Below are 15,022 nucleotides of genomic sequence, written 5' to 3'. Positions count from 1 at the left end.
CATCTGCTAACTTGAAAATTCCACAGTTTATAAAAGGCAATTTACTTTTAAAGATGACTTCTTTAAATGCTGGCGTTATTGCGGTTAGATTGTTTATTTCACTTTTCATCCAGCGTTTGTTGGCTGAGCTTGTCGGGGAAGCAGGAATTGCTAAAATAGGCTCCTTGCGAAACCTGTTGGCGATGCTCAATTCATTTACCTCGGTTGGTATTTTTAGTGGTATTGTAAAGTATGTTGCAGAGTATAAGGAAGACGAGGAGCAGCTACAAAAGTTGTTTTCCTCCGCCTTTGTCTTTACGGTTTCAGGAACTGTCTTAGTTTCTTCCGTATTGTTTTTTGGAGCAGACTACTTTGGCGAGACTATTTTTGAAACAACGGAATATGTTTATTTAATTAAACTATTAGCCGTTATAGTGCCATTTATATCAATTTCAAGGGTTTTTAACGGTATTATAAATGGACTTTCACGCTATAAAAAACTGGCTGGAATAGACCTATTCAGTTATATTTTTAGTTCAATATTAACGGTGGTGCTGCTACTTACCAATAATATTGATGGTGCCCTTATCGCCATTGCCATAACCCCAGTAATCCAACTTGCGGTTTTACTCTTTATGTTTATAAAGGTATTGCGGGAGTACGTTCAGTTTTCAAAACTTCGGTTTAAAGTGCCAATGGCTAAAAGTTTATTGGCCTTTTCATTGATGTCCTTCTTCTCAACTGTTTTGTTGAATTATGTAGAAATAGATATTCGAGTAATGATCCAGAATAGAATCAATATTGTAGATGCTGGAATCTGGACAGCCATGACCAATATTTCTAAAAACTATATGGTCTTTTCAAGTGCTATTTTCACCCTTTACGTACTTCCAAAGTTTGCCGCCATACACACAAAAACCGATTTTAAAGCGGAGTTGCTAAACATTTATAAAACCTTGTTGCCTTTGTTTGGCGTAGGGATGCTGCTCATTTATTTTTTACGGGACTATGTAATCCAAATTATATATCCTGAATTTGATGCAATGGCACCACTTTTTAAATGGCAGCTAATGGGAGATTTTGTACGCCTGGCGGCCATTGTATTGGGATACCAATTTTTAGCTAAAAAAATGGTTCGCAATTTTATATTTTCTGAAATACTTTCGTTGGGTCTTTTCTACGCTTTTTCGTATTATTTAGCAGGTATCTATGGAATGGAGGGCGTAGTAATGGCACACTTCTTTAGATACATTATTTACTTTGTTGTGGTGCTGTTTCTTGTGATGCGTTACTTTAAAAAACAACGTGTTTCTACGGAATGATTGCACTAAAATTATAGTTTTTTGAACAAAAATTAATTCTCTTATTTCTAGCCTAATCTATGTGCAGATTGATTGAGCTAAACAAGAGTTTATAGCTATATTTGCAAAAAAATATCCCGAGCTAAAATTTGTAAATAGTTATGGCGCAAATGCTTTTTAATCCGTACCAGGATTTAATCTTCGATGATCATTTTTGCTTTCTAACCGGTGTGTTGACTACTGAAAAGATGTCCGTTTTTCCAGAGTGGTTAATGGATCATTTTAAATTTGGTGACGAGCGTATTGAAATGATGGATAAAACCAAAAAATACGTTTATACAGATCTTGAATTACCTTGCTCTCCAGAAGTTAAAAAAGCTTTCGAAGATCTAGATGTGAAAATGCAAGCCGCTTACAACAAGGGATACGAAGGGATGGCAGCCCTTGATGAAGAATTGCTTTTTCAGTGGACGGGAAGAATGGTTTATGGCCTTCTTTATTACGAAATGCGCTATGAAAGAGACCGGCTTTTAAGAAAAGGAGAGGAGTTCTCACTTTCCCCAGCGCTTAGAAATCGTTTTGGTAAATTTCACCTCATGCTACAATCTATAGTAGAACCAGTGTCTTTCGTTGGGAAAAAACCTTGGAGCATTGTCGTATTTCCACTAAAATACTCAGCAGATATCTTTAGCTATCGCGATGATGCAATAAACTTGATGTTTTCTTTTGGAGTTAACGGATTTGGGTTTATCGCCTGTTTACAAGATAACGGAATAATAGGTGAAAGTCAAAATGAGGTTCTCGAAAAAATGAAAGGTCATGTGCTACATCCGGTACAGTTTGAAGAGCTATATGCGCGCTTTCACTATTCAGATTACATACTGCAATACAAGGCAGAACATAAAATAGAAAACAACGACGATGGGGTTACCGTTGAGGCAATACCTATTGAAGAAATCGATGGCAAACCTATTTTTGGATTTTGGGATGAAAATATTTTTGCGCAACTGCTTTCAAACTATTGGAGCGTTTATGGCATTGAACGGGAAGATATCCTGAAATTTCAGAAACCACCGCTCAGTTATTTGGAAACGCCCTATTCCAAAGATTTTATTGATCCAGAATTAATTGACCTACCTTTCTAGTCAATCTTTTTTTCCAGAAGCTTCCCAAGCCGTTACGTATTTTTTGGCAACGCTTCTATAGTCGTGTTCCCGTTCAATAAAATCTCGCGCATTCTTTGAGATAGTGGTGATTTCTGTGGGATTTAAAATTAAGTGCTCCAGCTTTTTATACAAATAATCAACATTGGGTAGGGCGTTAATACACACTTCGTCTTCTGTGAGATCATAACGTTCTAAAAATTCCTTTTCAGCACCGGTAAAAACCACTTTCCCTTTTGCCATAGCTTCTAAAGCGTTATAGCCTTGATCGTACGAAAGCACTTGGTCTAGTAGAATATGTGCGGAATTATATTTTTCGATATACTCCGAATAGGGAATGTTTTCTACGGTAATTACGTCAACTTTTGAAGCATATTTTTCCGCTATTATTTTTAGAGCAGCTTCAAAATAATCGTTGCCTTTTTTAAAATAATTTGCTCTATTTATTCCGTGAAAAATGATGATTTTTTCGGGAGCACCTTTAGAAGAAAAAGATTTAAATTCCAGTTTTTCCGTATTTATAGGATTCGGAATTAATCCCAAATACTTCTTGTTTCCGGTTAGCGGAATATCGTAATCTAGATCTGAAGCGATTACACCTTCCATTATTTCAAATACAAAATCGTGTAGGTTTTTATATTCAGGTTTTAGGTATTTTAGTGGTGGCGCGAGGTCTTTTTTAGAAACTTTGTTTTCAAACAGGGGGCTGAAAATGGAGTAACGCAATTTTTTGTCAATGGCGTATTTGACGCTGGTGTAGTCTGTGCCACAGGATAGCAAAAACACCTTTTGGTTGTTCTTCTTTAAATATGAAATTATTTCTTTTTCGTATTTTGGTATAATTCCGAGGGGACTTTCATTGATCAATTGTACAACATCAATATTTTTAAAAGCATCTTTATGCTGAAAAAATTGATTTTTTAAAGAAAGCGAAGTGATATCAACCCCAAAAACCTTGAAGATACCAACCTTTATTTTTTTTGCGACTCCAGTTTCATATTTGCGTTTTAATAGAATATCTGATGGAAACCCCTTAAAGGAATCACCCGAAGAAACCAACACTACGTCGTGACCCAATGTCTGGAGTCCTTCTTTTAACGAATTATGCAGCCTGCTGTATTCACCCACCAAAAGTATTCTCATTACTTGTTTTTTGCTATTATGAAGACAAATACTTTTTCCTGTTTTGCGGTTTAGCCTAGGTAACTTTATGGTTAATTTTCGCGCTCCTTGGAATGAAAGTTTGCTTATAAACCTATCTTTGTCTTATGCAATCAAAAATACATAATAAATAACGATGCCAACCGAAAAGAAATTGAAAGTATGCTTGGTTTCCATTTCGCTTGCCACCGGTGGTTTGGAACGTTCTTGTGCCATGCTTTCACAGATGTTGGAGGGGAAGGGGCACGAAGTTCATTTGGTTGTTTTAAATGATGAAATTGATTATCCCTTTAGCGGAAAGATGTTTAACTTGGGAAAATTCAAGTCGGAAAATGATACCTTGATAAAGCGCTTACTTCGTTTTCGAAAATTCAAGAAGTATTTAAAGGCGGAAGCTTTTGATGTAATTATTGATCATAGGCCTAAAAATAATTACAAGAGAGAACTTTTTTATGCGAAGTGGCTCTATAATGGGTTTAACGTAGTTTACGTAGCTCACAATTCGAAAAAATCTAGATACCTAACTGAAAATCCAGAGGCTTTCTCAAAAATCTGTAGCCGTAACCTACTAAATGTTGCTGTTTCGCAGTATATTGAAGATGAGGTTTTAAGAAAAGAAGGAATTGAAAACTCGGTAACAATCCATAATGCTTTTGATCCATCATGGGGCGAAGATGCTTCAGAACTACCCCAAATACTCAAAAACAAAAAGTATATTCTTTCCTACGGTAGATTAGATGATGCTGTTAAAAATGTGTCTTTCTTAATTGAAGCTTTTTCCGAGTCAAAGGTTTGGAAAAACGATATCTACCTTGCCATATTAGGGGCTGGTCAAGATAAAGAAATGCTTCAGGCTCTGGCAGCCTCTAAAGAATGTTCAGGAAACATACTGTTCTTACCCTTTACAAAAAGTCCTTTTGAGATAATTAAAAACGCACATTGTGTTACACTTACGAGTAAATACGAAGGTTTTCCAATGGTTTTGGTTGAATCGCTATCTTTGGGAACGCCAGTTGTTTCATTAGATATAATATCTGGTCCTTCAGAAATTATACAACATAACGTAAATGGGTTGTTGATAGCCGAAGGAAGTTTATCTTTATTTGCCAAGGCACTGCGAGAAATATGTTTTAATGAAGTGCTTTATCAAACCCTAAAGCAGCATACAAAGTCCTCCGTTGAAAAGTTTTCAATGCAGGCTATATCTAAAAAATGGAATCAAACTTTACAAGATGCAATACGTTGATCTCGATAAAATAGAACTGAAGGAAATTCATAAAATAAGCGATCCCGATGGTCGCGGAAATCTTTCTGTTGTGGAAAAAGATTTTTTACCTTTTACCATAAAACGGGTTTATTATTTATACGATGTGCCCAGTTCCTCAACACGTGGCGGCCACGCACATAAAGAGTTACAACAGTTTTTAATTGCCCTCAGCGGAAGCTTTGATGTGGTTTTGGACAACGGAATAAAACGAAGAACAATTACCTTAAACAGACCAGACCGAGGTCTGTTAATTCCAAATGGTATATGGCGAGAACTCGAAAGTTTTTCCTCAGGCGCGGTGTGTCTTTCTTTGGTAAGTGAGGAATACAACGAAGACGATTACATCCGCGAATATGAAGATTTTAAGCTATTTAAAGGTGCCTAGCTTTATACCGACCTTCTCCAGACCTTCCTTGGTTTTTAATAGATATTTTAAAGTTATTTTGTTTTGCTTAAGCAAGAATTGCTGCTTTTTAGTAAGATTTTCCAGATTTATTTTTTGATAGTTCTGCTGAAAAACCGCCTTGTTTCCTTCCATTTTAGCTACAATACACAGCGAGTACCTATTTAAATCTAAGAATTTTTTAAGCGCCAGGTTGTTTTTTTCGTAAACCTCATACTTTTCATACGAAGCTTTATCTGAAGTTTTTAACCGTGAATTGGAAAGGCTAGCCACGGCATATTTATAGATTGCGCATGTTTTATTTAAAAAAACAACTGGGTATTCCAAACCTATGCGTATCCATAAATCGGTGTCTTGCCCACTTTTGATCGATGGGTTGTAATACCCAACTTTTGCAAATACATCTTTATGCACTACCGTACTACTGCTGGTAAGAATGGAATTTAAGCAGCTTGCCTCGTAAAAATTAACAGTTCGCGCCTCATTTGGCTTTAAGTTTGGCACGGAATACGCTGAAGGGTATATTTTTTTTCCCTTTTGAATATCTATGGCGGTGGCGAATACGTTTTCTTTAGGAAAATCTGAAATTAATTTAGCCTGCTCCTCCAAGTATAATGGCAACCAGGAGTCATCGGCGTCCAAGAGAGCGATATAATCATGTTTTGCCTGCTTTATCACAAAATTTCGCGCTGCGCCGGCACCTTGGTTTTCCTTTGAAAAATAACGAATTCTTGGATCTTTAAACTTTAGTATTTCGGCCTCACTAGTATCGGTTGAGCCATCGTTTAAAATAACGATTTCAAAATTTTGATAAGTCTGCGCCAGGACACTTTTTAAAGTATCAGCTATGTATTTTTCTTTGTTGAAAACAGCTATAACTACTGAAAAATAAGTCATTTTGCCTTGAATGGTTCAATCCGCAAGGTATTGAAAATTTAGCAAAAATCTTTTTAAATTTTCAATCCTAATCACTATCAAACGAAAAACGAAGGCCTACAAATTTTATGCAAATAGGCTAATGCGTATATTTGATGTTTACTAGTGTCTTTTTTAGAATCTATAATTTCTTTTTATAAAAATCTTGAGCAAATCCATTCAAATTGTTGCGTTTGATAATCCAAATCCACCCGATTATGGTGGGGCAATAGATGTTTATTACAAAATAGAAGCATTGCACGCGCTAGGAATTAAAGTCGATTTACATTTTTTTAACTATGGTAAACGAAAAAATATTGAACCGCTGACCAAAATATGTAATGCAGTTTTTCAGTATAAGAGAAATATGGGGCTTTTGGCCTTTCTTTCAGCAAAACCCTTTATCGTAAAGTCTAGGGAAAACAAACTTCTGCTGGAAACCTTGGCTAAAAATCCGGCACCAATTCTATTTGAGGGATTACACACTTGTGCTTTTTTAGATCACCCATTGCTTAAAAATCACTTTAAAATAGCGCGAACCCATAATGTGGAACACGATTATTACAGAGGTTTGTATAAAAATACTTCAAACTTACTAAAGCGATTCTATTATTGGTCTGAAGCAAAAAAACTTAAATCGTTTGAGCCTATTTTAGAAAAGGCAAATATAATTGCTGCGCTTTCAACACAAGATTCCACTTATTTTAAACGGTATCAAAAAACTACCTATGTTCCTGCTTTTCATCAAGCTTACCCGATGATTTCCGAAAAAGAAAACTATATATTGTTTCATGGAAATTTAGCGGTAGCGGAAAATAGTAATGCACTAACTGCCTTGCTTAAAAACGTTTTCCCAGGGGTAAAGCATAAGGTTATTGTAGCGGGTAGATCGCCATCCCAGAAAGTTAGTAATGCCGTAGCCGCAAGTAAGATGGTGCATCTAATTCCAAATCCTTCACAAGAAGAAATGACAGGTCTAATTTGCCGTGCACGATGCCATATACTTTATACCAATCAAGATACGGGCGTAAAACTGAAATTAGTTCATGCCATTCAAACCTCTGGGCACATTGTACTTAATGATGCGATGCTCTTTGATGCTAATTATAAAGCTGAGGTTGAAGTAGCTAATGATTGGAGCGCTATGGTAACGGCTTTAAATAGGTGTATGGAACAGGATAATGTAAAGCCGAGGCCAAAATTAAAAGCCTTGTTTGACAATAAAGCCAATGCCGAGAAATTGTTGAATTCATTACCATAAAACGAATATTTTGAACCTTTTGGTTTAAATCGAATATATAAAAACTATCAATATGCGACTCTTATTCTCACTCTGTTTTTGCTTTCTTTTTTCCTTTTCGGGTATGGCCCAAGAAGAAGCCTGGTTTTATCTACGAGCGCGCGATACTGCCTTTGTGCCTTCCTTTAAAAAGAATGGTGATTATTTAGTGTATTCGGGAAACGATGCTAGACTGAAAGCAGCCTTAAGAAACTACAAGGTCAAAATTTTTAAGAAAACATGGAAAAACGCCAGAAAGGAAAACCTTAAAAAAACTTTTTTTGTTGTCGCAGATAAGAAGGCGTTAATGACGGATTTATTACAAAATGTCTCCAATATATTTGAGTTCGGCGAATTGATTGCTGAGGAAGATAAAAAGATATTTGAACCCAATGATTATGGGCTTACCAGTACCATTGGTGAAAACCTTGGCGCCCAAGTAAACCTAGATTATTTAGATGTTATGAACGTGCCAAAAGCCTGGTATTATACCACCGGCTCACGCGATGTTATTATTGGCCTTTCAGATGGAACCATCGATACAAACGACATTGAGTTTAAAGGTAAAAGTAAGATTATACAAACCTCGCATTTAGCAAAAGGCCATGGGTATTCCGTAGGCGAATCGGCTGCGGGGCAGGGGGATAATGCCTATGGAATTCCCGGTATATGTTATGATTGTAGTATTTACGCTACCAATTATAGGCACTTCAATACCTTGGAACAGCTTGTTGAACTTTCTGAAATGGGTGTAAAGGTGATTAATTGCAGTTGGGGAACCCGAAAATATTACGAAACAGCGCAACAGGCCATTTATGAAATGATGGACAATGGCACTGTGGTTGTTGCGATAGGCCATAACCCTGCTTTTTCAGAAACAAAAGGAAAGGTGCCGTATTATCCTGCTTCGTATGATAAGGTTATTTCGGTTTCCTCGGTACAACATCGGTATGAAAACGTTTGGGAGAATATTAAAATTGAAGAAGACAAGGGGTTATATTATGCCAATCAAATACGATATTATTTGGCTATAAATGCTGGTTTTAAAGATAATGATACTACCAAGGTTACACGCCACTATCCCATAAGTATTTCAAATTTAAATAAAGAGATAGATATTCTGGGGCCAGCTACCGGTATTTTTAGGTATGGCGAACTAGCACTGAACGATAAAGTAGATGTTAGCAAATACAACCAGACCTCTGGGGTTGCTCCGTTGATTTCAGGTACTGTGGCCCTAATGTTTTCACTCTATCCATGTTTGCCGGCGGAAGAAGTAGAAACCATTATTAAGCTTACCTCCACCAACATTGATCATATAGAACCCAATAAACCTTACGCGGGAATGTACGGCGCTGGAATGCTCAACACAGGCCGAGCTGTAGAAATGGTTTTTGATATGTTTGCGGAAAGATCTCCAGTTAAAATTGAAAACCAGCGTTTCAGTCGGTGGGATTTAAAGCTGACGGCAATTTCTGAAATTTTAATGCGAAACCAAGAGTTTACAGATGCCGTTGATCTAAAGCTAACATCAAAAAAGCAAATCAGAATTGCAGAAAATACGGTTTTAAAACCCAATGCTACAGGAAAAATTCACTTAAAAATTGATCCATCCCTCAAAAAAGAATGCGAATTACAACTCCGCGATCCAAGTATATTGAAGGATTAAAAGAAAGAGATGTTTTGAGTTCGGACACTTTATCTAAGATGTTTCTATCGAAGGCCCCTGAACTTTTAAAGTCAGAACTACCGGTTTTCCAAGTTACGTTTTTTATTTTTCTACTGCCACTGCCTTCGCCAACTCGCCCCATCGCCAAACGCAATGTGTTCTGTTTTATCACATGCTATTTTACTTGCACATCCTGTTTTTCCTTATAGCCAATTGCATCCTGTTTAAGCAGCTTATATTTTCATTTAGCCAATTGCCGTCTGCTTTAGCTTATTGCCGTCTTCTTTAGCTTGTTGCCTTCTGCTTCAGCCTATTGCCGTCTGCTTCAGCTGACGGCTCTAGATAGAGCTGCTTTTTAGGCTTTAGCCACATTCTTCAGTTTGCTTTAATGCGGCTAAAGCCTTTTTCTTGCTGCTTTATTTTCCATTGGCTGAAGCCAACGGCAATGAAGAAGTTTTTTCGAATTTTTTTCTAAAATATTTGGAGTTTGATATTACTGTTAGATTTAGGTTGACTGAAGTCAATAGCTATGTGTTCTGCTTCAGCCTATTGCCGTCTGCTTTAGCTTATTGCCGTCTGCTTTAGCTGACGGTCTTTAGATAGAGCTGCTTTTTAGGCTTTAGCCACATTCTTCAGTTTGCTTTAATGCGGCTAAAGCCTTTTTCTTGCTGCTTTACTTTCCATTGGCTGAAGCCAACGGCAATGAAGAAGTTTTTTCAACTTTTTATCTGAAATAATTGGAGTTTGATATTACTGTTAGATTTAGGTTGACTGAAGTCAATAGCTTATGTGTTCTGCTTCAGTCTATTGCTTTCTTCTTTAGCTTATTGCCGTCTGCTTCAGCTGACGGTCTTCTGATAGAGCTGCTTTTTAGGCTTTAGCCACATTCTTCAGTTTGCTTTAATGCGGCTAAAGCCTTTTTCTTGCTGCTTTATTTTCCATTGGCTGAAGCCAACGGCAATAAGGAGGTTTTTCGAACTTTTATCTAAAATATTTGGAATTAGATATTGTTGTTGAAGCCAACGGCAATGTGTAGCTTTTCTATATTTTTCATCTGGAATATTTCGAAAGATCCAAAGGCTTCGAATGACCAAAGAAATTAGACCGATTTGAATCAGTGTTTTTTTTAGATTTAGACACTGAACACTGAACACTGAACACTGAATTTCTATCCTCTAAAAACTACTCACTCCCAATTCTACTAAACCGTTTTCTGAACCACTTCAAAAATCTGGTTCTCGTCGCACTTTAAGGTTTTGGAAGGATATTTTAACAATAAGGCATAATCATGAGTTGCCATCAAGATTGTATTTCCGTTTTTGTTTATTTCCCTAAGCACTTCCATTACTTCTACACTGGTTTGTGGGTCTAAGTTTCCAGTGGGTTCATCTGCAAGGATAAGTTCCGGATCATTTAAAAGGGCCCGGGCAATAGCAACGCGCTGTTGTTCTCCGCCCGAAAGTTGGTATGGATATTTAAAAGCCTTGGTTTTCATTGCAACTTTGTCCAACACCTCATTTATTTTATTTTCCATGGCCGATTTGTCTTTCCAGCCCGTAGCCGTAAGTACAAAGCGCAGATTATTATGGACGGTACGATCGTTTAAAAGTTTAAAATCTTGAAAAACAACGCCTAGCTTTCGCCTTAAAAAAGGGATTTCTTTTTCTTTTAGGGTCGCCAAATCATAACCTACAATGTTTCCCGAGCCTTCCTGTAATGGAAGATCGCCGTAAAGGGTTTTCATAAAGCTACTTTTCCCTGTTCCGGTTTTTCCTATTAGATACACAAACTCCCCTTTGTCCACAGAAACGGAAACATCAGAAAGTATTAAATTTTCGCCTTGATAAATGGCGGCGTCTTTTAATTGTAATACGTGATTGGACATTTTTTAAGTTATGAGTTATGAGTTATGAGTTCAGAGTTACGGGTTATGAATTTAAAGCTCCCGAGCGGAGCCGAGGGGCAAAAATAACGTGAAATATAACCAACTCCAACTGAATATTGTTACTTGTTTATTTGCTGGAGATTTTTTCCTTCAGTATTTCTATTTCTTTTTGTTGTTGGATGGTGTACAGGGTAAGCTCTTCGATTTTCTCCAATAAGATTAAGTTCATCTGTTTTAACGACAAACCTTCTTCCTGCATTTGTTGTGCCGAGGGCAGTTTAGGCAAGTGATTGTTTTCTTTTAAAAAAGCCTCTAATTCTTCTAAAGAAATTAAATCATAATCTGGCATTGCTTCCGAAGTACCGGTAAAATGCTTTTCAAAAACATAATCTGGGGCCACTGCTCCATTGAGGTCCACCAATACTTCTTGGGTATGTATTTTCCCTTTTACGGTAAGTAATTCGTCTGGGTTGGAGGTGCCAATCCCTATCTTGCCATTTTTTTCCGTGAGATTTTTAAACGGATTCCGTTGAGCGGTGGCTGAAACTGAAAAAAGTACGAGTGTAAATAATAAGAACTGCTTCATGGATATGGGTTAATGGATTCAAATATTTTGAGTTTATAAAAATACAGTAATTTTTTTAAGCTTAATAAAAATTGTAGAATACTCTGAATAGATTATATACTTAATGCAAAGATTCACCGTTATAACCACAGGAAATTCTTCCATAGAAAGCAATCGTTAATTAAACCTTAAATATTACAGTATCGCAAAAAGCTACGCATAGAACTGGTTTAACCTTCTTACATTTGCCGAAAAATTATTAATTGTATCCACTTTTGTCTTTTTGCCGCCCCATAACGGTGCTGGTTATTTCAGAACGAGACTTTCTGTGAATACAAAATTTTTAGTTTTTGCCCAAGTTTAAAAAATAGTTTGAATCAGCTTAAAAACTGTAACTAATGATTAAGAATTTTCTTGTCTTTTCGATTTTCGCATCGCTTTCATTTTCGTCGTTTTCGCAACAAACAGCAGCTTTTACCAACCCTTTAGCTGAGTATAATCAGGCCTTGGAGCTTTACAATAACCAACAATATTTAGCTGCCCAAAGTCTTTTTGATAAAGTTAAAAACAATAGCAACGATGAAACTGTACAAAGCGATTGTGCCTATTATATCGCCAATGCTGCCGTGCGACTCAATCAGCAGAATGCCGATCAATTAATGGAAGATTTTGTAACGAATTACCCTACAAGCACCAAACGGAATTCCGCTTATCTAGATGTGGCAAATTACTATTTTGAAAATGGTAAATATGCACATTCCAAAAATTGGTATGACAAGGTAGATCAGTCCAGTTTAAGCCGAAACGAGCAGGAAAAGTTCAACTTTAACAACGGCTATGTGTATTTTAAGGCGAAGCGATATAACGAGGCTAAGCAATATTTTAATAGGGTTTCAACTTCGCAGAAATACGGCTCGCAGGCAAAATATTATTTGGGTTTTATTGCCTATGAAGGGGATGATTATGATGAAGCCAACGAGCAATTTGAACAGGTAAAGGGGGAGGAGCGCTACTCTGAAGATCTTAGCTATTACCAAGCAGATATGAATTTTAAGCTTGGCAATTTCCAGAAAGCCATAGACATGGGGAGAGAGCAGTTCGCTAAATCCAGCCCGCAGGAAAAAAGCCAGCTTTCAAAAATTATTGGGGAAAGCTATTTTAACCTTGGTCAATATGGCGAAGCTGTACCGTATTTAAAAGACTATAAAGGTTCGCGCGGTAAATGGAACAATACAGATTACTACCAGTTGGGATATGCCTATTATCAACAAAATGATTTTGAAAATGCGATTGGCGAGTTTAATAAAATTGTGGACGGAAAAAATGCCGTAGCCCAAAATGCGTATTACCACCTTGCCGAAAGCTATTTAAAACAGAACAAAAAACAGGAAGCTTTAAATGCTTTTAAAAATGCTTCCGAAATGGATTTTAGTGCCGAAATTCAGGAAGACGCCTACCTTAACTATGCCAAATTGAGTTATGAAATTGGGAACAGTTACAAAAGTACGCCACAAGTTATACTTTCCTTTCTTGAAAAATACCCGAATAACTCTAGTAATGACGACCTTAAAAAGCTGTTGATTGATAGTTATATCACTTCAAAAAATTATAAGGAAGCATTGGATCTGTTGGAAAACAACAAAAATTTTGCAGACAAGGCGGCGTATCAAAAGGTTGCGTTTTACAGAGGAATCGAACTTTATAACGAAGGCGATTACAAGAAAGCGATTTCACTTTTTGGTAAAAGCTTAAAAGAACCGCAGCGTGAAAACTTAAAGGCACGTGCTTTATATTGGCAGGCCGAAAGTGATTTTCAACTTTCCAATTACGAAAAATCCTTGGCGGGCTATTCTAAATTTCAGCAGTCTCCAGAAGCAAAAAATACTTCGGAATACAAAAAATTGACCTATAATTTAGGTTACAACCATTTCAAACTTAAAAACTATAGCGAAGCTATTTCAAACTTTAAAACCTATGTAGGTATGGCAGCTGCAAATAAAGCCCGTAAAAATGATGCTTATTTGCGTTTGGGCGATAGCTATTTTGTAACCAGCCAATATTGGCCTGCCATGGAAAATTATAACGAAGCTATTGCCTTGGGCAATACTGATTATGCTGAGTTTCAAAAGGCAATTAGCTATGGTTTTGTGGACAGAAGCGAAAAGAAAACTGAAGAGTTAATAGCATTTGTGAAAAAATATTCAAAATCGCCTTATCGTGATGACGCTTTGTATGAACTGGGGAACACCTATGTGGCGCAGGGCAAACCAGACCAAGGCGTTTCTGCTTACAACGAATTAATTCGGGATATACCGAATAGTAGTTTTGTCTCAAAAGCCTTATTAAAAAAAGCACTGATTCTTGATAATACGGGTAAAAGCAATGAAGCTTTGTCAATTTTTAAGCAGGTGGCAAAAGATTTCCCGTCAACACCGGAAGCTTTGCAAGCGGTTTCGTCGGCAAAAATTATTTTTATAGACCAAGGAAATGTTGATGAATATGCACGCTGGGTACAGTCTTTAGATTATGTAAAAGTGGGCGATACCGAACTTGACGACGCGGCATACCTCGCGGCCGAACAACCTTATTTGGAAAACAAAAAAGCTCAGGCTAAAGGTCGTTTTGAGGAGTATTTAAACCAATTTCCAAATGGGCTTCACGCCATGCAGGCACATTTTTACTTGGGGCAGATTTATTTTGGCGATGAAAAAGACGAACGTGCCATTCCGCATTATAAATATGTTGTAAATCGAGAACGCAGCGAATTTACCGAGCAGGCTTTAGCACGAATATCTGAGCTGTATCTTGGAAAAAAAGAGTACAAAAGCGCACTGTCCTATTTACAGCGATTGGAAGCAGAAGCAGATTTTCCGCAAAACATCATCTTTGCCCAGACCAATAGCATGAAGGCTTCTTATGAGTTAAAACGATACGGAGAAGCAGTTGGTTATGCCGAAAAAGTACTTCAGAATTCAAAAATTGACAATGCAATAAAAAGTGATGCACAGATAATTATTGCGCGTTCAGCAATGAAGACTAATAACGAGTCAAAAGCAAAATCTGCATACGCCGAAGTGCAAAAAATTGCCGCCGGAGAACTCGCGGCAGAAGCACTTTACTACAACGCTTACTTTAAGAATAAGGAAAAGGATTATAAGGGCTCAAATGTTTCTGTGCAAAAATTGGCAAAAGATTATTCGGGTTATAAATTATATGGTGCCAAAGGTTTGGTGCTAATGGCAAAAAACTTTTATGCGCTAAACGATGCCTATCAAGCAACCTATATTTTGGAAAGTGTAACCAAAAACTTTCCAGATTTCCCTGAAGTTGTAGAAGAGGCAAAAGCCGAATTGGCAATCATTAAAAATGCTGAGGCAAAAACAAACTCCTCTGTAGAAACCGAAAACTAAAAAACTCTGTGCCCTCTGTGGTGTT

General features: G+C 37.0%; 11 protein-coding genes. 7 read left to right on the top strand and 4 right to left on the bottom strand.

The features are described from left to right. The first annotated feature begins 11 nt into the window (after positions 1 to 11). Positions 12 to 1,301 (top strand): O-antigen translocase, encoded by a 1,290-nt coding sequence (locus tag QPK98_RS00260; protein ID WP_310990985.1) that lies wholly within the window; start codon positions 12 to 14, stop codon positions 1,299 to 1,301. A gap of 140 nt (positions 1,302 to 1,441) precedes the next feature. Further along, positions 1,442 to 2,425: a hypothetical protein gene (locus QPK98_RS00255; protein ID WP_310990984.1), complete on the top strand. Its 984-nt coding sequence runs from the start codon at positions 1,442 to 1,444 to the stop codon at positions 2,423 to 2,425. Here the strand turns inward: QPK98_RS00255 and QPK98_RS00250 are convergent, their stop codons facing one another. Beyond that, positions 2,426 to 3,586: a glycosyltransferase family protein gene (locus tag QPK98_RS00250; protein ID WP_310990983.1), complete on the bottom strand. Its 1,161-nt coding sequence runs from the start codon at positions 3,584 to 3,586 to the stop codon at positions 2,426 to 2,428. A gap of 154 nt (positions 3,587 to 3,740) precedes the next feature. Here QPK98_RS00250 and QPK98_RS00245 point away from each other — a divergent pair, with 154 nt between their 5' ends. Both QPK98_RS00245 and QPK98_RS00240 read left to right on the top strand, forming a co-directional pair. Next, positions 3,741 to 4,850, top strand: coding sequence for a glycosyltransferase (locus QPK98_RS00245; protein WP_310990981.1), 1,110 nt, complete (start codon positions 3,741 to 3,743; stop codon positions 4,848 to 4,850). Continuing rightward, positions 4,837 to 5,256 carry a sugar 3,4-ketoisomerase gene (locus tag QPK98_RS00240; RefSeq protein ID WP_310990980.1) on the top strand — a complete coding sequence of 140 codons (420 nt, stop codon included), beginning with the start codon at positions 4,837 to 4,839 and terminating at the stop codon, positions 5,254 to 5,256. Before QPK98_RS00245 ends, QPK98_RS00240 begins: the two co-directional genes overlap by 14 nt. Here the strand turns inward: QPK98_RS00240 and QPK98_RS00235 are convergent. Further along, positions 5,239 to 6,171, bottom strand: coding sequence for a glycosyltransferase family 2 protein (locus QPK98_RS00235; protein ID WP_310990979.1), 933 nt, complete (start codon positions 6,169 to 6,171; stop codon positions 5,239 to 5,241). The genes QPK98_RS00240 and QPK98_RS00235 overlap by 18 nt on opposite strands. A 184-nt stretch (positions 6,172 to 6,355) precedes the next feature. Between QPK98_RS00235 and QPK98_RS00230 the strand changes: the two genes are divergently transcribed. Then, positions 6,356 to 7,450 carry a hypothetical protein gene (locus QPK98_RS00230; RefSeq protein WP_310990978.1) on the top strand — a complete coding sequence of 365 codons (1,095 nt, stop codon included), beginning with the start codon at positions 6,356 to 6,358 and terminating at the stop codon, positions 7,448 to 7,450. A 52-nt stretch (positions 7,451 to 7,502) separates the two neighbouring features. Further along, positions 7,503 to 9,137 carry a S8 family peptidase gene (locus QPK98_RS00225; RefSeq protein ID WP_310990977.1) on the top strand — a complete coding sequence of 545 codons (1,635 nt, stop codon included), beginning with the start codon at positions 7,503 to 7,505 and terminating at the stop codon, positions 9,135 to 9,137. 1,201 nt (positions 9,138 to 10,338) lie between these two features. Here QPK98_RS00225 and QPK98_RS00220 read toward each other — a convergent pair. Then, positions 10,339 to 11,022, bottom strand: a complete 684-nt coding sequence (locus tag QPK98_RS00220; protein WP_310990976.1) for a cell division ATP-binding protein FtsE — start codon at positions 11,020 to 11,022, stop codon at positions 10,339 to 10,341. A gap of 127 nt (positions 11,023 to 11,149) precedes the next feature. After that, positions 11,150 to 11,608, bottom strand: coding sequence for a tail fiber protein (locus QPK98_RS00215; RefSeq protein ID WP_310990975.1), 459 nt, complete (start codon positions 11,606 to 11,608; stop codon positions 11,150 to 11,152). Between the two features lie 377 nt (positions 11,609 to 11,985). Here QPK98_RS00215 and QPK98_RS00210 point away from each other — a divergent pair, with 377 nt between their 5' ends. Beyond that, positions 11,986 to 14,997 (top strand): tetratricopeptide repeat protein, encoded by a 3,012-nt coding sequence (locus QPK98_RS00210; protein WP_310990974.1) that lies wholly within the window; start codon positions 11,986 to 11,988, stop codon positions 14,995 to 14,997. Positions 14,998 to 15,022: the final 25 nt, after the last annotated feature.

It is taken from the genome of Aequorivita marina (assembly GCF_031631895.2).
Taxonomy (GTDB): domain Bacteria; phylum Bacteroidota; class Bacteroidia; order Flavobacteriales; family Flavobacteriaceae; genus Aequorivita; species Aequorivita marina.
Note: the sequence above shows the minus strand (reverse complement) of the source record. Positions and strands in the feature narration are given on the sequence as shown.